Annotated in this window: 20 protein-coding genes; 4 read left to right on the top strand and 16 right to left on the bottom strand. The window is 73.1% G+C overall.

The genetic code is table 11. The features are described 5' to 3' along the window. Nucleotides 1-84 precede the first annotated feature (84 nt). Complete coding sequence (locus tag ACH4EB_RS14345; RefSeq protein ID WP_398347762.1) at nt 85-1,254, bottom strand: hypothetical protein; 1,170 nt, start codon at nt 1,252-1,254, stop codon at nt 85-87. A 189-nt stretch (nt 1,255-1,443) separates the two neighbouring features. On the opposite strand from ACH4EB_RS14345, the gene ACH4EB_RS14340 reads away from it, so the two are divergent. Continuing rightward, entirely contained in the window at nt 1,444-2,184 is a 741-nt protein-coding gene (locus ACH4EB_RS14340; RefSeq protein ID WP_398347761.1) for a hypothetical protein, read from the top strand. Between the two features lie 95 nt (nt 2,185-2,279). Here ACH4EB_RS14340 and ACH4EB_RS14335 read toward each other — a convergent pair whose 3' ends face one another. The 13 genes from ACH4EB_RS14335 to ACH4EB_RS14275 all read right to left on the bottom strand — a co-directional run bounded on the left by ACH4EB_RS14335 (nt 2,280) and on the right by ACH4EB_RS14275 (nt 15,793). Further along, a complete protein-coding gene (locus tag ACH4EB_RS14335) occupies nt 2,280-2,675 on the bottom strand; it encodes a YccF domain-containing protein (protein WP_398347760.1) in 396 nt (131 codons plus the stop codon). A gap of 118 nt (nt 2,676-2,793) precedes the next feature. Beyond that, on the bottom strand, nt 2,794-3,657 hold the full coding sequence (gene htpX, locus ACH4EB_RS14330; RefSeq protein WP_398347759.1) for a zinc metalloprotease HtpX: 864 nt from the start codon (nt 3,655-3,657) through the stop codon (nt 2,794-2,796). Between the two features lie 318 nt (nt 3,658-3,975). Then, nucleotides 3,976-5,619, bottom strand: coding sequence for an NADH-quinone oxidoreductase subunit N (locus ACH4EB_RS14325; protein ID WP_398347758.1), 1,644 nt, complete (start codon nt 5,617-5,619; stop codon nt 3,976-3,978). Further along, nucleotides 5,619-7,289, bottom strand: coding sequence for a NuoM family protein (locus ACH4EB_RS14320; RefSeq protein WP_398348113.1), 1,671 nt, complete (start codon nt 7,287-7,289; stop codon nt 5,619-5,621). Before ACH4EB_RS14320 ends, ACH4EB_RS14325 begins: the two co-directional genes overlap by 1 nt. 17 nt (nt 7,290-7,306) lie before the next feature. Next, nucleotides 7,307-9,340, bottom strand: a complete 2,034-nt coding sequence (locus tag ACH4EB_RS14315) for an NADH-quinone oxidoreductase subunit L (protein ID WP_398347757.1) — start codon at nt 9,338-9,340, stop codon at nt 7,307-7,309. Further along, entirely contained in the window at nt 9,337-9,738 is a 402-nt protein-coding gene (gene nuoK / locus ACH4EB_RS14310) for an NADH-quinone oxidoreductase subunit NuoK (RefSeq protein ID WP_398347756.1), read from the bottom strand. The genes ACH4EB_RS14315 and nuoK overlap by 4 nt, the downstream gene beginning before the upstream one ends. Beyond that, nucleotides 9,738-10,412, bottom strand: a complete 675-nt coding sequence (locus ACH4EB_RS14305) for an NADH-quinone oxidoreductase subunit J (RefSeq protein ID WP_398347755.1) — start codon at nt 10,410-10,412, stop codon at nt 9,738-9,740. Before ACH4EB_RS14305 ends, nuoK begins: the two co-directional genes overlap by 1 nt. Continuing rightward, complete coding sequence (locus ACH4EB_RS14300) at nt 10,409-11,020, bottom strand: NuoI/complex I 23 kDa subunit family protein (protein ID WP_398347754.1); 612 nt, start codon at nt 11,018-11,020, stop codon at nt 10,409-10,411. The genes ACH4EB_RS14305 and ACH4EB_RS14300 overlap by 4 nt, the downstream gene beginning before the upstream one ends. After that, a complete protein-coding gene (locus ACH4EB_RS14295) occupies nt 11,020-11,985 on the bottom strand; it encodes an NADH-quinone oxidoreductase subunit H (RefSeq protein WP_398347753.1) in 966 nt (321 codons plus the stop codon). The genes ACH4EB_RS14300 and ACH4EB_RS14295 overlap by 1 nt, the downstream gene beginning before the upstream one ends. Beyond that, a complete protein-coding gene (locus tag ACH4EB_RS14290) occupies nt 11,982-13,496 on the bottom strand; it encodes an NADH-quinone oxidoreductase subunit C (RefSeq protein ID WP_398347752.1) in 1,515 nt (504 codons plus the stop codon). The genes ACH4EB_RS14295 and ACH4EB_RS14290 overlap by 4 nt, the downstream gene beginning before the upstream one ends. After that, nucleotides 13,493-14,305 (bottom strand): NADH-quinone oxidoreductase subunit B, encoded by an 813-nt coding sequence (locus tag ACH4EB_RS14285; protein ID WP_398347751.1) that lies wholly within the window; start codon nt 14,303-14,305, stop codon nt 13,493-13,495. The genes ACH4EB_RS14290 and ACH4EB_RS14285 overlap by 4 nt, the downstream gene beginning before the upstream one ends. Further along, complete coding sequence (locus ACH4EB_RS14280; protein WP_003983386.1) at nt 14,296-14,697, bottom strand: NADH-quinone oxidoreductase subunit A; 402 nt, start codon at nt 14,695-14,697, stop codon at nt 14,296-14,298. The genes ACH4EB_RS14285 and ACH4EB_RS14280 overlap by 10 nt, the downstream gene beginning before the upstream one ends. A 166-nt stretch (nt 14,698-14,863) precedes the next feature. Next, nucleotides 14,864-15,793 (bottom strand): hypothetical protein, encoded by a 930-nt coding sequence (locus ACH4EB_RS14275; protein ID WP_398347750.1) that lies wholly within the window; start codon nt 15,791-15,793, stop codon nt 14,864-14,866. Between the two features lie 304 nt (nt 15,794-16,097). Between ACH4EB_RS14275 and ACH4EB_RS14270 the strand changes: the two genes are divergently transcribed. Beyond that, the gene (locus ACH4EB_RS14270) at nt 16,098-16,325 is read left to right on the top strand and encodes a hypothetical protein (protein WP_398347749.1); all 228 of its coding nucleotides are present in this window, start codon (nt 16,098-16,100) and stop codon (nt 16,323-16,325) included. Nucleotides 16,326-16,525: 200 nt separating this feature from the next. Here ACH4EB_RS14270 and ACH4EB_RS14265 read toward each other — a convergent pair whose 3' ends face one another. Then, complete coding sequence (locus ACH4EB_RS14265; RefSeq protein ID WP_398347748.1) at nt 16,526-18,019, bottom strand: EsaB/YukD family protein; 1,494 nt, start codon at nt 18,017-18,019, stop codon at nt 16,526-16,528. Between the two features lie 134 nt (nt 18,020-18,153). Next, nucleotides 18,154-18,828: an RDD family protein gene (locus tag ACH4EB_RS14260; RefSeq protein ID WP_398347747.1), complete on the bottom strand. Its 675-nt coding sequence runs from the start codon at nt 18,826-18,828 to the stop codon at nt 18,154-18,156. A gap of 152 nt (nt 18,829-18,980) precedes the next feature. Between ACH4EB_RS14260 and ACH4EB_RS14255 the strand changes: the two genes are divergently transcribed. Beyond that, nucleotides 18,981-20,309 (top strand): sensor histidine kinase, encoded by a 1,329-nt coding sequence (locus ACH4EB_RS14255; RefSeq protein ID WP_398347746.1) that lies wholly within the window; start codon nt 18,981-18,983, stop codon nt 20,307-20,309. Nucleotides 20,310-20,568: 259 nt separating this feature from the next. Beyond that, nucleotides 20,569-21,882, top strand: a complete 1,314-nt coding sequence (locus ACH4EB_RS14250; RefSeq protein WP_398347745.1) for a sensor histidine kinase — start codon at nt 20,569-20,571, stop codon at nt 21,880-21,882. Nucleotides 21,883-21,979: the final 97 nt, after the last annotated feature.

Raw genomic sequence — 21,979 nt, 5'->3', positions numbered from 1 at the left:
GCCCGGGACACGCCGGACGGCACAACGGGGGCACGTTGCCGGGGGCCGCCTCGCCGGTGGCCCTCGTTGTGTTGTCCCGGCAGGTCACCGACGCGGGTACGGGTGTACCGACGCTGCCCGCCGGGCGCGGCCGCGGCGGGTGACGAGGACGGTCAGCAGGGCGAGAGCGGCGGCCGAAGCGGCCACGGCCAGTTCGGCCCTCCGGGGGCGGCCGTCGTCCTGGGGCGCGCGCGGCGCGCCGGGGCCGGCCTGTACGGGCGGGACGGTCTCGCCGGGCGGGGCGGTACCCGTGATCTCCAGCGCTATCGGCGCGGAGTTGTTCGCGGGATCGGTGTCCCCTTCGACGGGCTCGCGCACCGAAACCCTTCCCACGGCGTTCCCCACCCGCCGGTCGATCCGCACGCGCAGCGTCACGTTCGCGAGTGCGCTGTTGCAGTGGATGTGTCCGTCCAGGTCGTCACGCCCGCATTCGTAGATCTCGGACGGGGTCCCGTCCCGCTCCGCCCGCGACAGCGGGGCGAACGACGTGCCCGGCGGCAGCTCCACGCGCACCCTGCCGGTCCCCTGGCCGACGCCGCCCATCTCCACGGAGACGTACTCACCGACCCTGCCGCGGATCGTGAATCCCTTGGCCGACCGGTCCGCTCTGCCACTGAACGGCGGCGAGGCGAAGCGCAGTTCGCCGCCGCCCTTGAGCGTGTCGACATCGACCGGTACGAGACCGAGCGCGGGGCCGGTACCGCGCTGGAATCCAGCTCTGTGGTTCTCGGTGTGCGGGGGCGGCGGGCCGCCCAGCGGCCGGACGGAGTACCTGTACGCCCCCTCGATCGCGGCCGCAGCGCCGGTGACCCCCGGGAGGGGCTCGGCGGTCTCGTACGCGGCGCCCACGGGCACGGCGTCCGGGAATTCGCAGGAGACCGAGCTGCCGTCCCGCGCGTAGTAGCAGTTGTCGTGGACCGCGGGGGCGCCGCCGGCGAGGAACCCCGCGTCTTCGAGGTCCACGCGCAGCACCACGCCGTGGGGCGCCGGGGCGTCCCCGGTGTTCCCGAAAGCGGGCGTGAGGCGGGGGATGCCCTTGGGGGGCTTCGTGGGGGTGCCCGCGGCGACGGCGTACGAGGCGTGCGAACGGAGCGTGAAGGACGCCCCCCTACCGTCCCGGCGCGCTCCGTCGGGCCCGCCGGCCCCCGGCCCGAGCAGCACCAGCGCGACGACGGCCGTCAGAACCGCCGCGGCCCATCTGCCCGTTCGCACCATGGCCGTCGCTCGCCCCCGTATGCCGGATCACCCTCGAAGGGGACACCCTCGCACACGGCTCGCGGGTCGGACGGTCCGCCCGGAAGCGGGGCCGGAAGCGGGGCCCGGAGGCTCGGGGATCAACGTCGGGAGCGGCCCTCGCCATCGGGGACTTGACCTCAGGTTTGATTGAGGTCCGAGAGTGCTCGCATGACTTCGGAAACGGACACCCGGCAGGCAGCGCACACCCCGACCACGGCACCGAGCGGAACACCGGCCGGCTTCCAGGACCCGGACCGGTTCCGGGCGGACACCCTGCCCGATGTGCGGCGGGCCGGCGTCGGCACCGTACTGATCAGTGAGTGGGACGCGGGGAGCCCCGAGCGACAGCAGGCGATGGCCGAGGGTGCCGCGCGGGCGGTGCAGTCGGCGCCGCTGCCGGACGGCCTGGTCTCGCAGGTCTTCCTCACCGGGACGGACGGCCGCACCGTGCTCGCCTTCGGGCAGTGGGAGGACGGACCGGCCGGGGCGGCCCAGCGGGCCGTCGGGGCGGGCGGGGCACGGGGCTACCGCTACTACCGCAGCCTGCTGCCGCAGGGCGGGCAGCCGGAGCCGGGGTGCGTCGTGACCGTCTCCTTCGAGACGACGGGTCACGAGGCCGCGCGGCAGCTCGTCGACGGTCTGCTGGACATGATGGGCGGCGTGCAGCCGGGTTCCGCCGAGACCTCGCGGACCGGGTCCGGCGGGATCTCCTCGAACTTCCACATCAGCGAGGGCGGCACCCGGGTCTTCAACTACAGCGAGTGGACGGACGAGGCCGCGCACCAGCGCATGGTCGAAACGTCCCTCCAGCAGGGCGGGGCGGTGATGAACCTCATCGAGAGCATCCCGGGTGTCACACCCCTCGGCTTCAAGCGGTACGTGACGCCCCGTGGGCTCGTACGGCGGTGAGGGCCCGTACGGCGATGGGCGCGAGGGGCGGGGAGCGGGCGCCCGCCGGGTGGCGGGCCGTGGCGGCGCGGGACCGCCCCTCTCCCGCGCCCGGGTCAGTACCGCCCGGCGAAGGGCTGGTCCGTCGGGACGATCTCGCGGCCGAGCGGGAACAGGGAGAGCGGCACCATCTTGAAGTTGGCGACGCCGAACGGGATGCCGATGATCGTCACGCACTGCAGGAGGCCCGTGACGATGTGGCCGACCGCCAGCCACCAGCCCGCGAAGACGACCCAGATGACGTTGCCGATGAGCGAGCCGGCGCCCGCGTCGCGCCGCTCCACCGTCGTACGGCCGAAGGGCCACAGCGCGTAGCCCGCGATGCGGAACGAGGCGATGCCGAAGGGAATCGTGATGATCAGGACGCAGCAGATGACGCCCGCGATGACGTAACCGATGGCCATCCACAAGCCGCTCAGGATCAGCCAGATGACGTTGAGGATGAGCTTCATGAGCGGCAGCCTTCCATGCACCGAAGTCGTGCGGTGGTTGTGTCTTACCTCCTGGGAGACGCCGGGGCGGGCGGAATCGTTGCAGGCCGTGGCGGGTCGGGGCGCCGGGGCCCGGGGATCAGGAGTGGCGGCCCGCCATCTGTTCGAGGCGGGTGATGCGCTCGCGCATCGGCGGGTGGGTCGAGAAGAGCTTGGTCATGCCGTCGCCGGGCCGGAACGGGTTGGCGATCATCATGTGGCTGGCCGTCTCCAGCCGTGGTTCGGCCGGCAGCGGGAGCTGCCGGGTGCCCGCCTCCAGCTTGCGCAGCGCGGAGGCCAGGGCGAGCGGGTCGCCGGTGAGCTGGGCGCCGGAGGCGTCGGCCTGGTACTCACGGGAGCGGCTGACGGCGAGCTGGATGAGGGAGGCCGCCACCGGTCCGAGGATCATGACCAGGAGCATCCCCACGATGCCGGGGCGCTCGTCGTCGTCGGAGCGGCCTATGGGAATCAGCCAGGCGAAGTTGACCAGGAACATCACCACCGAGGCCAGGGCTCCGGCCACGGACGAGATGAGGATGTCGCGGTGGTAGACGTGGCTGAGTTCGTGGCCGATGACGCCGCGCAGTTCGCGTTCGTCCAGGAGGTGCAGGATGCCTTCCGTGCAGCAGACGGCGGCGTTGCGCGGATTGCGGCCGGTGGCGAAGGCGTTGGGCGCCTGGGTCGGTGAGATGTACAGGCGGGGCATGGGCTGGCGCGCGGCCGTGGACAGCTCACGGACCATGCGGTAGAGCTGCGGGGCCTGGAACTCGCTGACGGGGCGGGCGCGCATCGCCCGCAGCGCGAGCTTGTCGCTGTTCCAGTACGCGTAGGCGTTGGTTCCCAGGGCCACGAGGACCGCGATGACCAGGCCCGTACGGCCGAAGAATCCGCCGATGACGATGATGAGTGCGGACAGTCCCCCGAGGAGTACGGCGGTCTTGAGCCCGTTGTGCCTGCGGTGCACGGTACGCCCTCCAGGTGGTGCGGCAGGGGAACCCTTTGCTGACGTTTCCTCCACTTTTCAGTGGACCCTTTCTGTCTGGTCAACGCCAGATGAGGGGCGCTAGTTCCCTTGTGCACGCGGGGACGGCATACGGCCGTGCGAGTGAGCCCGCGCGAGGGTGCTTCCCGTGCGCTCCCCCGGCAGCGGATGCGGGCAGGGCGCAGTCCGGCCAGAAGGCGGCCACGGATCCTGCACGGAACGGCCGGAGGTCGCGGCCGGGAGAACGGAAGTGGTCGGTGAACGGTCAGACGGCGATCGCGGTACGCCGTCGCGGCGCCCTCAGAGGAGCGCGCCGGACGCGAACCGGAGGACGAGCTGCGGCGCTCCGGACAGGACGATGCCGAGGACGGCGGCGAGGGCGACGGCCGCGGCGATCGGACCCGGGATCCTCGCCTGCGGAACTCCGGCGGGTGCCTTGACGGCGGCCGGAGCCTGCGTACGGGCCCCTTCGAGGGCGCCGCCGCCCGCTCCGGTGTCCGTACCGGTACCGACACCGGCACTCACCCGGGATCCGGCCTCCGCCTCGGCCTCGGTGCCGGCCGTCTCCTCCGCCGTACGGAAGAGCACCGCCGTCCACTGGAGGTAGTAGTAGAGCGCGATCACCACATTGACGGCCATGACCACCGCGAGCCAGCCCAGGCCCGCGTCGACGGCCGCCGAGAAGACGGTGACCTTGGCGAACAGGCCGATGATGCCGGGCGGCAGGCCCGCGAGGCAGAGCAGGAAGAAGCCGAGGGCCAGCGCGGCCAGGGGGCGGCGCGCGGAGAGGCCGCGGTAGTCACTGATGCGGTTGGCGGGGCTCGTACGGGCCACGAGCGCGGCCACCCCGAAGGCGCCGAGGTTCACGGCCGCGTACATCAGGGCGTACGCGACGGTGGAGCCGATGGCGTGTGCCGCGTCCTCGGCGTACCCGGCGGCGGCGATCGGCACCAGGAGGTAGCCGGCCTGCCCCACCGAGGACCAGGCGAGCAGGCGGACCGCGCTGTGGGCGCGCTCCGGCGCCTGGCGCAGCGCGGCGACGTTGCCGACGGTCATGGTCAGCGCGGCCAGGACCGCGACGGCCGGGCCCCAGACGTCCGCGTACGAGGGGAAGCCCTCGACCGTGACCAGGATGAGGCCCGAGAAACCGACGGCCTTGCCGATGACGGAGAGGTAGGCGGCGACCGGCAGCGGCGCGCCCACATAGGTGTCGGGCACCCAGAAGTGGAACGGCACGGCGGCGGTCTTGAAGGCGAAGCCGACGAGGGTCAGGGCGACGCCCGCCGTGGCCAGGGTGGCCAGTTGGGGGTCGGGCAGGTCCCTGAGAGCGGTGGCGACGCGGGACAGGTGCAGGCTGCCGGTCGCCGCGTAGACGAAGCTGACGCCCAGGAGCATGACCGCGGTGGCCGCCACCGAGGACAGGAAGAACTTCAGGGCCGCCTCGGAGGAGAGCCGGTTCGCGCGCCGGATCCCCACCAGGGCGAAGGCGGGCAGCGAGGCCACTTCGAGGGCGATGACGAGAGTCGCCAGGTCCCGGGAGGCGGGCAGCAGGGCCGCGCCCGCCGCGGAGGACAGCAGCAGGAACCAGAACTCGCCCGCGGGCAGGCGGTGGTCCTCGACGGCGGTGACGGACAGCAGAGCGGTCAGCAGGGCCCCGGCCAGCACCAGGAACTGGATGACGACGGCGAAGTGGTCGGCGGCGTAGCTGCACACGCCGGGGTCCGTGGTCAGGCAGAAGGTACGGCGGTCCCCGGCCACCAGGGGGATGAGCGAGAGAGCGGCCAGCGCGAGGCCGCCGATCGCGCACCAGCCGAGGAGCGGCTTGCGGTGCTCCGGGACGAAGAGGTCGGCGACCAGGACGGCCAGGGCGACGACGGCGGTGATGGTGGGCGGTGCGACGGCGGCCCAGTCGACGGACTGGACCAGGGAGGTCACGGAACTCATCACTTACCGCCTCCGAGGAGCTGCTGGACGGCCGGGTCGGTGAGGCCGAGGAGGGCCGCGGGCCACAGGCCGGCGAGGACGGTGAGCACGGCGAGGGGGGTCCAGGCCGCGTACTCGTGGCGGGCCAGGTCGGGGATGACGGGGGCGGTGCGGGTGGCGCCGTCACCGGCGGCCCCGGCGTCACCGGCCGTCTCGGCCCCGGTCGTCACACCGGACCCGGCGGTCTCGTGCGGACCGGTCGCCGCGGCAGCCACGCCGCCCTCGGCCGTCTCCCTGCCTCCCATGCACACCCGCCGTACGACGATGAGCAGGTATCCGGCGGTGAGGAGCGTACCGAGGCCGGCCAGCGCCATGAAGGTGAGGAACGCGGGGCGACTGAGACCCGCGGCGGGCTCGAACGCGCCGAACATGGCCAGCATCTCGCCCCAGAACCCGGCGAGCCCGGGCAGGCCGAGGGAGGCGATGGCGCCGAACGCCAGCAGGCCGCCGAAGCGCGGTGCGCGCCCGTACAGGGCGGCGCCGGTGCGGCCCGCGAGCTGGTCGAGGTCGGTGGTGCCGTACCGGTCCTTGAGGGCGCCGACCAGGAAGAAGAGGAGGCCGGTGATCAGGCCGTGCGCGATGTTGGCGAACAGCGCGCCGTTGACGCCGGTCGGCGTCATGGTCGCGATGCCGAGCAGGACGAAGCCCATGTGGCCGACCGAGCTGTACGCGATCAGGCGCTTGAGGTCGCCCTTGGCGCCGCGCCGGGCGAGGGCCAGGCACGCGAGCGAGCCGTAGACGATGCCGACGGCGGCGAAGGCCGCGAGGTACGGAGCGAAGGTGTGCATGCCGTCCGGCGCGATGGGCAGCGCGATGCGCACGAAGCCGTACGTGCCCATCTTCAGCAGGACGCCCGCCAGGAGCACGGACCCGACGGTGGGGGCGGCGGTGTGCGCGTCGGGCAGCCAACTGTGCAGGGGCCACATCGGTGCCTTGACGGCCAGTCCGATGCCGATCGCGAGCACCGCCAGAAGCTGAACGGTGTGGCTGAGCTGGGAGTTCGGGCCGTTGTCAGTGGCGAGTGCCACCATGTCGAACGTGCCGGACTTCAGGCCGACGAGGAGGAGGCCCAGCAGCATCACGACCGAGCCGAGGAGGGTGTAGAGGATGAACTTCCACGCCGCGTACGTCCGTTGCGCACCGCCCCAGCGGGCGATGAGGAAGTACATCGGGATGAGGACCATCTCGAAGGCGAGGAAGAACAGCACGAGGTCCAGGACGGCGAAGGTGGCGAGGGTGCCGGCCTCCAGGACCAGGAGCAGAGCCACGAATGCCTTGGGAGACGGGCCCACCGGCATGTGGAAGTAGCTGTAGAGCGCGCACAGGAAGGTCAGCAGCGCGGTCAGGACGAGGAGGGGGAGCGAGATGCCGTCGATGCCGAGATGGATCCGGATGCCGAGAGCCTGGATCCAACTGATGTCGGTGGTGGCCTGCATCCGGGCCGGGTGGTCGTGGTCGAAGCCGACGGCCAGGGCCACGGCCGCGGCCAGGACGACACCGGTGACGGTCACGCCGTGGCGCAGTACGGCCTGGTCGGGGTTGCGGCCCCGGAGACCGGGCGGGGCCGGGAGCAGGGCGGCGACCGCGCCGAGCAGGGGGAGGACGACGACGGCCGCGAGGAGAAGCTGCATAGCGGTGTGATTCACGGTCAGGCTCCCGTGCCCGTAGCGACGAGGACGACGGCGACGGCCAGGACGAACGAGCCCGCGAGCAGCGCGCCCAGGTAGGTCTGCACATTGCCGGTCTGGGCGCGGCGGACGGCGGCTCCCAGCCGGCGGGAGGCGGCGCCCGCACCGTGCACGTACGTGTCGACGACCTCGCGGTCGAGGAAGCGCACGAGCCGGGCGCCGGCCCGCACCGGCCGGACGAACAGCGCGGTGTAGACGGCGTCGAGGTGGAAGCCGACGGCGGCGGGGCGGTGCAGCGGTCCCAGGAGGAGCCGGCCGGGGTCGGCGGGGTCCGGGGCACCGGCGTTGTCGCCGTAGGCCGCGGCGTGGGTGGCGATGGCGCTCTCCTCGGAGTCCGCGGGGGCGGCGTCCGGGGCCACGGCGACCGCGCCGAGCGGGACACGGGCCGCGAGAGCGGTGGTGTGCCGCCAGGCTCCGTACGTGACCAGCGCGCCGACGAGGGCGACGCCGGTGCCCAGGACGGAGGTGGTCAGGGTCGGGGTCAGCGAGCGGCCGTCGAACCAGTCGGGAAGGACGGGGGTGACGAGGCCCAGCGTGAGGGTGGGGACGAACAGCACCCACAGCACGGTGTTCATCACGAGCGGCTGCTTGCCGTGGTCGGGGGCGGGTTCCGGGCCCTTGCCGTGGAAGGCCAGCAGCCACAGCCGGGTCGCGTAGCCGGCGGTGAGGAGGGCGGTGAGCAGGCCGGCGAGCAGGACGGTCCAGCCGGCCGCCGTCGGGACGGCGGCGAGCGTGCCGGAGGCCGTCGCGTGACCGGTGACGGCGTGTTCGGCGGCGCCCAGGACGGCTTCCTTGGAGAAGAAGCCGGCGAACGGGGGGATGGCGGCGAGGGCGAGCAGCGCGACCGTCATCGTCCAGTAGGCGTCGGGGACGCGCCGGGCCAGGCCGCGCATCCGGGACATGGCGGCCAGCGAGTTGGTGCCGGCGGCGTGGATGACCACCCCGGCGGCGAGGAAGAGCAGGGCCTTGAACGCGCCGTGCGACAGGAGGTGGAAGACGGCGGCGCCGCGGTCGCCGACGGCCAGGGCGCCGGTCATGTAGCCGAGCTGGCCGACCGTCGAGTAGGCCAGGACGCGTTTGATGTCGTCCTGCGCCAGGGCCGCGAGACCGGAGCCGACCATGGTGACCGCGGCCATGACGGCGAGCACGACCATCGCGGTGGCGGAGGCCGCGAAGACGGGGAGGAGACGGGCGACGAAGTAGACACCGGCGGCGACCATGGTGGCCGCGTGGATGAGGGCCGAGACCGGGGTCGGGCCGGCCATCGCGTCGGGCAGCCAGGTGTGCAGCGGGAACTGCGCGGACTTGCCCGCGACACCGGCCAGGAGGAGCAGCGCGATCAGGGTGGGGTGGTCCAGGCCGCCGACGGCGACGGTCTTGAGGATGCCGGTGATGCGGAACGTCCCGGCGTCGGCGGCGAGCGCGAAGATGCCGAAGAGGAAGGGGACGTCGCCCAGCTTGGTGACGAGGAACGCCTTGAGGGAGGCGGAGCGGGCGGCTTCGGTCTCCCAGTAGTGGCCGACCAGGAAGTACGAGCAGATGCCCATGATCTCCCAGCCCACCAGCAGCACCATCAGGTCGCCGGAGTAGACGACCAGCAGCATCGCGGCGGTGAAGAGGGAGACCAGGGCGGCGTAGGAGGGGTAGCGCGGGTCGTCACGCAGGTAGCCGGTCGAGTAGAGCTGCACGCAGCAGGCGACGACGGCCACGAGGACGGCGACGAGGGCGGCGAAGCCGTCGATGTGCAGGGCGAGGTCGATGGGGACCGAGCCGGTGGGGGTGAGCCGGGTCGCGGCGTCCACCGGGGCCTTCCCCGCGCCGGCGCCACCGCCCTGGGAGACGGCCACGACGACGGCCAGCGCGGCCGCGGCGACGGTCGGCAGGATCGCCAGCGGGCGCACGAACCCGGGCGCCCGGCGGCCGAGGAGGATGCCTCCGAGGGCGCCGAGGAAAGGGAGGAGGGGAACGAGTACGGCGGTGGTCGTGGTCGTCACGCGGCGGCCTCCGCCCGGTGGTCCGGCCGCGGCCGGCCGGCGGCGCCGTCCGCACCGCCGGTGAGGTCATCGTTCGGGTCGCTGCCGTCCGGCCGCTCGGCGAGGTCGCGGAGCCGGTCGACGTCCGAGCTGCCGCGGTTGCGGTACACGAGCAGCACGATTGCCAGGCCGATGCCGATCTCGGCGGCGGCCACGGCGATGGTGAAGAGGGTGAGCGCCTGGCCGGCGTGCAGCTTGTCGCGCAGCCAGACGTCGAACGCCACCAGGTTGAGGTTGACGGCGTTGAGCATCAGCTCGACGGACATCAGGACGAGGATCGCGTTGCGGCGGGCGAGGACGCCGTACAGGCCGACGCAGAACAGGAGGACGGCGAGGACGGCGGGGTAAGCGAGATGCATCAGCCTTGGTCCTCTCCGAGGTGTGCGCGGTCGCCGGGTCGCGTGCGGTCGGCGGCCGGGGCGCGGTCACCGTCCGCCGGGCGGGCACCGGCTCGCCCACGGTCGCCGTCCGGCCGGCGGTCGGCGGTGCGCTCGCGGTCGCCGTGTTTGCGGGAGAGCACGATCGCGCCGACGAGGGCGGCGAGGAGGAGGACGGAGAGCGCTTCGAACGGCAGCACCCAGTACTGGAACAGGCTGCGCCCGGAGGCTTCGGTGGAGCCCTGGACCGCGCCGTCCAGGTCGATCCAGGTCGTACGGAACGCGTCCGTGACGACCCAGACGAGCGCGGCGGCGGAGGCGACGGCCATGGTGAGCGCGGCCCAGCGGTTGCCGGAGTCGGCGTTCGGGGCGCGGCCGATGGGGGCCTTGGTGAGCATCAGCCCGAACAGCAGGAGCACGACGACGGACCCGACGTAGATCAGGACCTGCACCCAGGCGATGAATTCGGCGGTCAGCAGGAGGTACTCGACGGCGATGCCGCCGAGGGCGACCACCAGCCACAGAGCGGCGTGCACCAGTTGCTTGGTGGTGACGGTGACCACGGCTGCGCCGAGGGTGACGAGTCCGACCAGGAGGAAGGCGATCTCGACCCCGGTCGGGGAGAGGAAGCCGTGGCTTGCGGCGGCGAGCGTCACGCTTCCCCCTCCTGTTCCTGGGCGGTGTGCCGGGCTGCTTCCTCGGCCGCCTGCTGCCGGGCGGCCGCTTCCTGCGCGGCGAGTTTGTCGGCGGCCTTGCGGGCGGCGGCGATCTCCTTGGGCTCCTCGGCCGCGGGGTCGAGGGCGGGTGGCTCCGGGACCGTCCACATCCAGGCGCGGAGTTTGTCCCGCTCGTGGGTGAGGTTGTGGATGTCGGTCTCGGCGTACTCGAACTCCGGCGACCAGAACAGCGCGTCGAAAGGACACACCTCGATGCAGATACCGCAGTACATGCAGAGGGAGAAGTCGATGGCGAAGCGGTCCAGGACGTTACGGCTGCGCTCGCGGCCACCGGGGGCGGCCGGCGGCACCGTCTCCTTGTGGGAGTCGATGTAGATGCACCAGTCCGGGCACTCGCGCGCACAGAGCATGCAGACCGTGCAGTTCTCCTCGAAGAGCCCGATCACACCGCGGGTGCGGGGTGCCAGTTCGGGCTGGACCTCCGGGTACTGCTCGGTGACCGAACGCTTCGTCATCGTACGAAGCGTCACGGCCAGCCCCTTGGCGAGGCCGCTGCCGGGCCATCCGGACTTCTTCTCCGGGGCCATTACGAGATCACCACCTTGACGACGCCGGTGAGGGCGATCTGGGCGAGGGCCAGCGGGATCAGCACGGTCCAGGCCAGCTTCTGGAGCTGGTCCTCACGCAGCCGCGGGTAGCTGACGCGCAGCCAGATCACGCCGAAGGCGAGGACCGCGGTCTTCAGCAGCGTCCACAGCCAGCCGAGCCCGTCGGCGCCGAACGGTCCGTGCCAGCCGCCGAGGAAGAGTACGGAGGTCAGGGCGCACAGGACGAGGATGCCCGCGTACTCGGCGAGCAGGAACAGCGCGAAACGCAGCCCGGTGTACTCGGTGTACGCGCCGAAGATGATCTCGGAGTCGGCGACCGGCATGTCGAACGGCGGCCGCTGCAGTTCGGCCAGCCCGGCCGTGAAGAAGACCAGGCCGCCGACGATCTGCCACGGCACCCACCACCAGTGGAAGGCGTCCAGGATGCCGGGCAGCGAGAGCGTTCCGGCGGCCATCGCGACGGAGGCGGCGGCGAGCAGCATCGGCAGCTCGTACGCGAGGAGCTGGGCCGCCGTACGCAACCCGCCGAGCAGCGAGAACTTGTTGGCCGACGCCCAGCCCGCCATCAGCGAACCCAGCACGCCGACACCCATGACGGCGAGGACGAAGAAGACGCCCGCGTCCAGCGACTGCCCGACCGCGTTGTCCGGGCCGAGCGGGATGGCGACCAGCACGAGCAGATACGGCAGGAGCGCGACGGCGGGCGCGAGCTGGAAGATCCGCCGGTCGGCACCGGCCGGCACCACGTCCTCCTTCTGCGCGAACTTCACGCCGTCGGCGACGAGCTGCGCCCAGCCGTGGAACCCACCCGCGTACATGGGGCCGAGGCGGCCCTGCATATGGGCCATGACCTTGTGCTCGGTCTGGCCGATGACCAGCGGGAAGACCAGGAAGGCGACGAAGACGGCGATCAGGCGCAGGGCGATGTCGAGAGCGTCGCTCATGGTCTGGTCCCGCCTTCTTCCGCTGCGTCGCCGGTGCCGGGGGTGGTGCCGTTGTTCTCAGGGGTGCCTTCGGGGGCGGGTTCTTCTGCGGTTTCTGCGGTTTCTGCGGTTTCTGTGGGTTCTGTGGGTTCTGTGGGTTCTGCTGCGGCTGCGATCTTGTCTTCGGTGGCGGGTTCTCCCTCGGCTCCGGGTTTTTCCCCGGCTTCGGCCGGGGCCGCTTCTGCGGCTGCGGCCTTGCCTTCGGGAGCGGGGGCTTCGCGCTTCTCGCCGGTCTTCGGCTCGTCCTCGAATGCGGGGCGGGCGTGGTGCCACGGGGCGTCCGAGGAGCCGGTGGGGGCGGGCGGCTTCGCCTTCGCGCCAGCGCCGGGCGCGTCCTTGGCGGACGCGTCCGTGGCTGGTGTGACCTTGGCTGCCGCGTCCTGACCTGCCGCCGACTGGTCGGCCGACTGCAGGCCGGTCGGCTGTTCGCCGGCCGGCTGCCCATCGGTCCGCTGCTCATCGGCCGGCTGCTGGCTGGCTGAGCCCTGGCTTGCGCTGCGCATCCGGCGGGCAGGGCGTTCCGGCCGGGTGGGGCGTTCCGGACTGGCGGCCGGGACCTCGGCGGCCGGGGTCTCGGCGGCCGTCGGCGCGTCCGTGGCCGGTGCCTGCGCGCTGTCCGCAGCGCTCTGCTGGCTCGCCGAGCCCGCGCCCGCCGTACGCGTACGGCGGGCAGGCCGCTCCCCCGCCGCGCCACCGGCCGCGCGGGCACCGGCCGCACGCGCGCCGCGGGCAGGCCGGGCCGGGGCCGGCGGCAACTGGCCCTTCAGCGGTCCCCACTCGTTGGGGTCGGGGACACCGGGTGGCAGCATCTGGCGGCGCTTGGGCCCGCCGTGCTCGGACTCGCCCGGCTCCTTCGCCCCCGGCCACGCCTTGGCGACCCGTGCGGCGAGCACGAAGTCCTTGCGCAGCGGGTGGCCCTCGAAGTTCTCGGGGAGCAGCAGGGGCTCCAGGTACGGGTGGCCGGTGAAGTCCACGCCGAACATCTCGTGCGTCTCGCGCTCGTGCCAGCCCGCGCCCGCGTACACGCCGGTGGCGGTGGGCAGGACGGCCGTCTCGTGCGGGACGGTGGTGCGCAGCACCAGGCGCCGTACGCGGCCGGGCCGGGCGACGTCGGCGAGGTGCGCGCAGACGCGGAAGCCGGTGCCGGGCTCGTCGACCGCGCTCAGCCAGTCGAAGAAGCTGCACCCGAGGTCGTCGCGGGCGGCGGTCAGCGCCGGGATCCAGGCGTCGGCGGGTACGTCGACGGTCAGCAGTTCGTACGCCTCTTCGGCGGTCGCGCCGGGGCCGAAGATCTCGGTGGCGGGTCCGGGCAGCCAGCCGACGGGCGGCGCGGGCGGCGCCTCGGCGGCCTCGGCAGAACCGGTGGCGGCCTCGGCGGCCCCGGCCCCTGCCGTCCCCGCCGCCCCTGTAGTCCCTGCCGTCCCGGCTGGCGCCTTCCCGACCTGCGGGTCCGGAGGCTGTTCGTCGCTCACTGGTCCCCCGCTCCCTTCGGCTCACCGTCACCGTCAGCGGCATCGGCGCCCGCAGCGGCACCGGCCCCGGGCGTCATCTCGGAACCCCCAGAAGCCCCGGGCGTCACGCCGGTGCCCCCAGAAGCGCCGGTCTCCGCCGCAGTCCCGGGCGTCCCGGTCTCCGCCGAAGCCCCCGGCACCGGCGGCGTCACCAGGCCACTGCGCAGCGCGGCGGCCGACGGCCCGGAAGCCGCGGCGCCGTTGCCCGTGACGCCGTACCGCTCGCCCAGCGACTCGCGGGCGATCTTCTCCTGAAGCTTGAGGACGCCCTGCAGCAGCGCCTCGGGCCGGGGCGGGCAGCCCGGTACGTACACGTCGACGGGGATGATCTGGTCGACGCCCTTGGTGACCGCGTACGAGTCCCAGTAGGGCCCCCCGCAGTTCGAGCAGGCGCCAAAGGAGATGACGTACTTCGGTTCCGGCATCTGCTCGTAGAGGCGCTTGACCGCGGGCGCCATCTTGTCCGTCACCGTGCCGGAGACGATCATGAGGTCCGCCTGCCGGGGGCCCGGCGCGAACGGGATCACGCCCAGCCGGATGAAGTCGTGCCGCGCCATCGAGGCGGCGATGAACTCGATCGCGCAGCAGGCGAGCCCGAAGTTGAAGACCCACAGGCTGTAGCGCCGGCCCCAGTTGAGGACCACCTTCATGGGTTCGGGTGCCAGGCGGGCGAGCGGGCCCAGCCGGCGTCGTTCGACGGTGCCGCCGGCGGACACGACAGGCAGCTCGGTGCCCGGCGCCGTGGCCGGCTTCGCGTTCGTCACGTCCATTCCAGGACGCCCTTCTTCCATGCGTAGAGCAGCCCGACGGCCAGGAAACCGAGGAAGATGAACATCTCCACCAGCGTGACGCCGCCGAAACCGGGGGCGGCGAAGACCGTCGCCCAGGGGAACAGGAAGATCGAGTCGACGGCGAAGATCACGTACAGGAAGGCGTAGACGTAGTAGCGGACCTGGGTGTGTGCCCAGCCCTCGCCCACCGGGTCCACGCCGCATTCGTAGGTGAGCAGTTTCTCGGGAGTGGGCACCACGGGCCGCAGCAGCCGCCCGGCACCGAAGGCCACGGCCACGAAGAGCACGCCGATCACGGCGATGAGCCCGACGACCGAGTACCCCTGGAAATAGTCCGCGGCAATGCTGGTGCGTACGGTCGCGTCCGGCACGTCCGCCCTCGCTCCCTGACTGCTCTCGTTCAACGACTTCGACGATCTGTACGCACGGGAGTCTAGGCCCTGGCCCGCCCCAGGTGAGCAGTCGCGTCACATGGCGGGCAGCTATGGCCCGACTTCGCCCCACCTGGCCCTCCCCCGCGGCCGCCGTGCGACGGGGTCAGCTTCCGCGCGGCCGGCCCGGCCCGCGCGAGACCGCGCGGTCCATCACCTCGGCCGCGAGCCGCGCCGCCGCCTCCCGCGTCCGTTCGCCGAGCAGCTCCGTACGGACGGCACCGCCGCCGGCCAGATGCCGGTCATACGGCAGCGGGAGCACCGCGGCGCCGCCCGTCCCCAGGTGCTCGACGGCCTTCCGTACGTCGATGCCTCCGTCGGGCGAGGTGTGGTTGAGCACGACGACGGTGGTCGGCAGCAGTCCGCGGTGCACCCCGCCCATCCACTCCAGTACGGACGTGGTCGCCAGTACGCCCGCCACGGTGGCCGGCGTCACCAGGACCCGCGCCTGAGTGGTGACCAGCGCGGTACGCGCCACCTCGGCCGGCAGCGTCTCGCAGTCCACGACCGTGGTGGCGAAGTGGCGGCGCAGGGAGGTCATGACGATGCGGTACGTGTCGATGTCCAGCCGCGTACCGATCGACCCCTGACTGCCGGGCAGCAGCCAGCCGCCGCCCGTGAACGGCAGGAGGTAGCCGGTCAGGTCGGTGATCAGCATGGACGGGTCGACGATCTGCGCCAGGTCGGTGCTGGACCAGCGGACCTCCCGCGCGCCCAGCCGGTGCGGCAGCGTGCCCAGGGCCGGGTCGGCCTCCACCGCGAGCACCGGGTCCGAGCGGTAGTGCGCGTACGTGAGGGCCAGCAGGGCGGCGACCGTGGACTTGCCCGCGCCACCGCGGATGCTGGAGACGGCCAGTTGGCGGCCGGTGGTCACGGGCTGCTGGATGGCGTGCGCGGCGCGCGTGACGGCCTCGGTCTCGGCCGCCGCGGAGGAGGCGAACACCCGCCGCAGCGCCCGCCCTGCCCTACGGGCGACGGACTCACCGTGCCGGGGCTTGGCCTGCACCCCGTCGAGCTCCGGCGGGAGGACGGGCACGGAGACGGGGGTGGGCGCGTAAGGCGTGAGGGCGTAGGGCGTGGGGACGGAAGGCGCGGGGACGGAGGGCGTGGGGACGGAGGGCGTGGGGACGGAGCGCGGAGCATACGGCTGCTGGGTTCGCTGCTGCACCTGCGACGCCGGGGCGGTCGGGGCGGTCGGGGCCGCCGGAGGAGCGGTCGCTGTCGGAGGAGCGATTGCCGTCGGAGGCACGCTCGCCGCCGGTACGGGTGCGGGCCCCGGGCCGGGCGCCAGCACGGGGGCCGGAGCGGGCGCGGGCACGGGGACGGACGCGGGCGCGGACGTGGACGTGGACGTGGACGTGGACGTGGATGCAGGCGTGGACGTGGACGCAGCCTCGGGCAACGGCATGGCACTCGGCGTGGGCACCGCGCCGCCGCCCACCCCCGGGGCGTACCCGGGCATCGGAGGCACCCTCGGAATCACCTGCCCCGAAGCCACCTGCCGCCTCACCTCTCCCTGTGACCCCGTCCCTCCCGGCCACCCCGAGCCTCCCGGATTCCCCGTCTGACCCGTTTGACCCGTTTGACCCGTCTGGCCTGCCTGCTCCGACCGCCCCACCTGCTCCGGCCCTCCCTGGCGTCCCGCCTGTCCTGGCCGTCCCGGCTGTCCTGCCTGTTCCGACATGAACCCTCCGCCGCCCCTTCTGGTCGGACTGATCGCTCCGGTCGACCGTCGCGGCCGATCATTTTCGTCGACTCGGCCGACCGGTCAGAACATGTCCAGCAGACCGCCGTACGCCCCGAACGCCCCGACGGCGACCGGAACCAGCGCCACCACACTCACCGACTCGACCAGGTTCATCACATGCCGCACCCGCATCCGTACGGGCTCCGGGGGCCGCGCCGCGAGAGCCGCGAGCGGCAGCACCGACAGCAGGCACAGCACGGTCAGCGCACCTGCCGGGTTCCCGCCGTCGGTGGCCCACAGGAGGAGGAGCCGTACGCCGACCGCCGCACCGGCCACCAGCAGCGCCATGACCTCCAGGGCCAGCGGGTAGGCCCGCGCCCGCGAGAACAGCACGACGCACAGCAGCACCGCGGCCGCCACCGCCCAGCCGTCCGCCGCCGCTCCGGGCGCGTCCCCGGCGCCGCCGACGGCCAGCACACCCGCCGCCCCGGCCGACCCGGCCGTCGTGACGGCGGCCAGGGTGAGCCCGCGGTGCGTGGTGCTCAGTGCCGCCGCGGCCCGCTGCCGGCCGACCGGGGCGCCCCCGGGGTGACGGCCGTCCAGGCGGGTCAGCCCGGCCGACGCCAGCGCGAGCCGCGGCAGGTATCCCAGAACGAGGACCGAGACCACGCCCAGCGCGACACCGGTACGTGCCGGGCCGGCGACCGCCAGCCCCGCCTCCCACACACCGACCGCCGCCGCGACGGCCGCCGCACCGACGAGTCCGCCCCGCCCCAGCCCCGTACAGAGCCCGAGCAGCGCGAGGACGACCGCCAGCGTCAGTCCGACGGCGGCCAGGCGCGGGGCGGCGTCCGACGTCACGCCCCAGGAGGCGAACGCCCCGAGCGTTCCGCCTACCAGGAGCAGCGCGGTACCCAGCGCCTTCCTGGTGAGCAGCGAGCCGGCCGCCGCCCCGGCTCCGGCCGTGACCAGTGCGGCCAGGCCGAGCCACGGTCCGGCCCGGTCGGGCCCGTACCGGTCGTCGGCGAAGCCTGCGACGGCGGCCGCGAGCAGCACGGCGGCCACGACCGCCGCCCCCGTCCGGCTCCGCTCGTCCCACCGCCAGGCGTACGCGCCGGAACCGCCGCGACCGTCGTATGCGTCGCGTGGGCCGTATGCCTCGTATCGAGCGTGTGCGTCGTATTGAGCGCGTGCGTCGCGTTCAGCACATGTGTCGTGTTCGCCGTGCTCGCCGCGTATGCCGCGTTTGTAACGTCCGTCCAGGTCACCGGCCGCCTCGCCGGGGCCGGCCGGGGCCTTCGGCGTGCCGTGCTCCCGGAGCAGTCGCAGGACGGTCCCGTCCGCCACGTTCGCGGAGGCGAGCGTCTCGCTCCGGGCGAGCACGGCTCCGCCCGCCGTCACCAGACGGTACGTCGGCGGCTGGTGCGCCGCCCGCTCGCCGATCGCCCGCAGGATGTCGGGCAGCAGCGCACCGACCGGCTCATGTGCGGGCAACACCAGGTCGACCCGCCGCCGTTCGCCCGCCAGCACCACCCGTCGCAGCGTCACCCGCTGCCCGGCCTCAGCACGCACCATGCCGACCACGCCCCCGTACTAGAACCGGAACCCACCCCACCGCCCCGCGACACGATACGACCCGCCCCTCCCGCCCCGGAACCACCTGCCCCGACCACCCGCGACCGCCCTCGGCCCGGTACCTGGCCGGGCGCCTACACGCGCTTGACCACCACCGTGCCGGCCACCTTGTCGTGCAAGCACTGGCGGAACGGTTCGTCCCAGCAGCACCACAGCACGTTGAGCAGCCCCAGGAACGGGACGAACCCCATCGGGAACACCACGGCCCAACGCCCCAGCGCCTGCCCGAAGGAGATCCCGGTCCCGTCGCTCAGCCGGGCGATCCGCACACCGCAGATCCGCTTCCCGAAGGTGGCACCGAACTTCCAGTTCATGAACGGCTCGTAGAGGACCACCGCGACGACGCAGACGAACCCGACCAGGGCCGTCGGAATGCCCACCCCGGGGCCGCCCGGCAGCACGGCCTGGAGGAGGCCGATCACCGCGATCACGGCGAAAACCGCGCCGGCCTGGAAGAGCACGTCCAGCGCCCGCGCCCCGAGCCGCGCCCCCTGACTTGCCAGCATGGCTATGGGCGGTCCGCCCGCCTGCGGCGCCCCGTACACCGGGTAGCCCTGCTGACCCGGTGTCCCGTATCCCGGTGCCTGCCCGTACGCCTCGTAGGGCGGTTGCTGCCCGTAAGGCGGCTGTTGTCCGTACGGTGTCTGCTGTCCGTCGGACTGCTGGCCGTATGGCCCATGTTGTCCGTACGGGTTCTGCTGTCCATACGGGTTCTGTTGCCCGTACGGCCCCTGCTGGTGCTCACTCATGTCGCAGATCCAAGCCGCCCTGGGCGCCTTCACACAAGCCGCGCCCGCCACGGCCCGCTTCTTCACCGGGGCGACGGGGTGAGGAAAACCCCACCCCCGGTCACCGACGTTCCCCATGGTCACTACGGGTGGTGACCGGCAAGCTAGGGCGTATGACCGCACGTTCCGCTCACGAGCGACGCCACGACCACCTCTCCGGACGGCCCACACCGGCGTCGGGCGCCACCGGCCGCGGCGAGCCCCTGCCGCCGCCACGCGCCGCGCTCACCGCCGTGACCTGGCGGGAGGTCGTGCACCTCCTGACCGACCTCCCGCTGGGCGTCCTGGCCTTCGCCGTGGTCACCGTCTGGCTGGTGGCGGGCATCGGGCTGTCCGTGACCGTCATCGGGTTGCCGCTGCTCGCGGTGGGGCTCCTGGTGTGCCGTCAGTACGGGAAGCTGGAGCGTGCCCGCGCGCGGCGACTGCTGGGCGTACGGGTGGACGAGCCCAGCCCGCTGCACACGGCGGGGAACGGTTTCTTCGCCTGGCTGTGGACGCGGCTGAAGGACCCGGTGGGGTGGCGGCACGCGCTGTACGCGTTCATCCGGCTGCCGTGGTCGATCGTGACCTTTCCGCTGACGCTCGTCTCGTTCTTCCTGCTCTGGCCCGCCCTGCCCTGGATCGCGCGCGGGCTGGCCAACGTCGACCGGATGATGGTGCGCGGCCTGCTGTCGCCCTCCGACGAGCTGGAACGGCGGATCGCCGAGCTGAAGACGGACCGCGCGACGGTCTCCGACACCGCCGCCGCCGACCTGCGCCGCATCGAACGTGACCTGCACGACGGCGCGCAGGCCCGGCTCGTCGCCCTGGCGATGGGGCTCGGCCTGGCGAAGGAGAAGCTGCTGGAGGACCCGGACGCGGCGGCGCGGATGGTCGACGAGGCGCACGGCGAGGTGAAACTCGCCCTCCAGGAACTGCGCGACCTCGCCCGCGGCATCCACCCGGCGATCCTCACGGACCGCGGGCTGGGGCCCGCCCTCACCTCGCTGGCGGGACGCTGCACGGTCCCGGTCACGGTGGACGTGGACATGGCACAGCGGCCCGCTCCGGCGATCGAGGGCATCGCGTACTTCACCGTCTCGGAGCTGCTGCAGAACGTCTCCAAGCACAGTGGCGCGCGTACCGCGCGGGTGGAACTCTGGCGCGCCCAGGACCGGCTGCTGATCCAGGTCCAGGACGACGGTCGCGGTGGTGCGCGGTTGGACGGCGGCAGCGGGATGGCCGGCCTCGCGGAGCGGCTGGGGTCGGTGGACGGGGTGTTCGTCCTCGATTCACCGGCCGGCGGGCCGACACGCGTGACGGCCGAACTGCCGTGGCGGGACCGGGCGGGGGAAGGGGCCGGGCGCAAGCCCGCCGGAACGGGCGCGGAGCCGGACACGGCAGCGCGCGGTGGCGGCAGGGCGGGCAGGCGGGGCAAGAGGGAGCGGACGCCTCAGCGATAGGGCGTGGTGCCCGCGTCGCTGGTGGGGGGCGGGAACGGGCGAGCGGTCACGCGACGCCCCCCCCGGGGGGTGGGGAAAACCCCAGGGTGAAGACTGCGTTTTCCCTCATGGCGCGGACGGCGCCGAACGCGGAGTCTTGAGGCAGTCGGCAGAGTCGTACGCAGCGGATCTGACGGCGGCAGCAGCTCGACACTGCCGAGGGCGCGCAAGGGCGCCGGCGGCAGGCCGACCCGGACCCGGCAGAACGGACGACGAGACCATGGACACCGCCTACGGACCCCGCCCACCAGCCTCGCGCGTGCCCGTCGCACTGCGCGCCCCCTTCTCGGGCCGTACCTGGCGGGAGTTCCTCTACCTCCTGCTGAGCCTCCCGGTGGCCTGCGTGATGTTCAGCTACGCCATCACCATGGTCTCGCTCGGCGCCGGCCTGCTGATCACCTTCCTGGGCATACCGGTGCTCGCGGGCGCGCTGATCGGCTGCCGGGGATTCGGGGCCCTGGAGCGCCTGCGGGCGCGCGCTCTGCTGGACCTGGACGTGGACCACCCGGAGCCGGTGCGGGCCGCCAAGCCGGGGCTGATGAGCTGGGTCGGCGCGGTCCTCAAGAGCGGCGTCTCCTGGCGCCACCTGGTGTACTCCATACTCCACCTCCCCTGGGCGGTCTTCGCCTTCTGCTTCTCGCTGACCTTCTGGACGGTGGGCTGGGCGCTGCTCCTCTACCCGCTGTGGCAGTGGACGTTCCCCGCCTACCTCGACCAGCCGGGCATCCAGTTGTGGGGCGACGGCCAGGGCAACGGCGTCTACCTGGGCACCGCTCCGGGCATGGCGGCAGCCGGCGGAATCGGCCTGCTGCTCGTTCTGGCCGGACCGTGGGTGATACGCGGGCTGGCGCACGTGGACCGGGTCCTGGTGCACGGGCTGCTGGGCCCCTCCCCGCTCGCCACGCGCGTCTCGGAGCTGGAGACGGACCGCGGGGTGGTCGTGGACACCGCCGCCGCCGACCTGCGGCGCATCGAGCGCGATCTGCACGACGGCGCGCAGGCCCGGCTGGTGTCGCTGGCCATGGACCTGGGCCTGGCGAAGGAGAAGCTGGCGCAGGACCCGGAAGCCGCGGCCAGGATGGTGGACGAGGCGCACGGCGAGGTGAAGGTCGCCCTCCAGGAGCTGCGGGACCTCGCGCGCGGCATCCACCCGGCGATCCTCACGGACCGCGGGCTGGGCCCGGCCCTGTCGGCCCTCGCCGCCCGCTGCACGGTGCCGGTCAAGGCCTCCGTGGACCTGGACCACCGCCCGGCCCCGGCCATCGAGGGCATCGCCTACTTCACCGTCTCCGAACTGCTCCAGAACGTCTCCAAGCACGCCCGGGCGACGAGCGTCACCGTCGACGTGTGGCGGGCGGCGGACCGGCTCATGGTGCTGGTCGCGGACAACGGGCAGGGGGGCGCGAGCACGGAAACGGGCAGCGGGCTGGCGGGCCTGGCCGAACGGCTCAGCGCGGTCGACGGCCTCCTCGTCGTCGACTCCCCTTCGGGCGGCCCGACCGCCATCACGGCCGACCTGCCCTGGCGCGGCTGACCCACCACCCCAGCCAACCGGCCGACACACCCAGGCCCCAGCCCCCCCGATCCCCAGACCTTGGGCCCCAGGCCCCCAGATCCCCAGGCCCTGGGCC

It is taken from the genome of Streptomyces sp. NPDC018045 (assembly GCF_044327445.1).
Taxonomy (GTDB): domain Bacteria; phylum Actinomycetota; class Actinomycetes; order Streptomycetales; family Streptomycetaceae; genus Streptomyces.
Note: the sequence above shows the minus strand (reverse complement) of the source record. Positions and strands in the feature narration are given on the sequence as shown.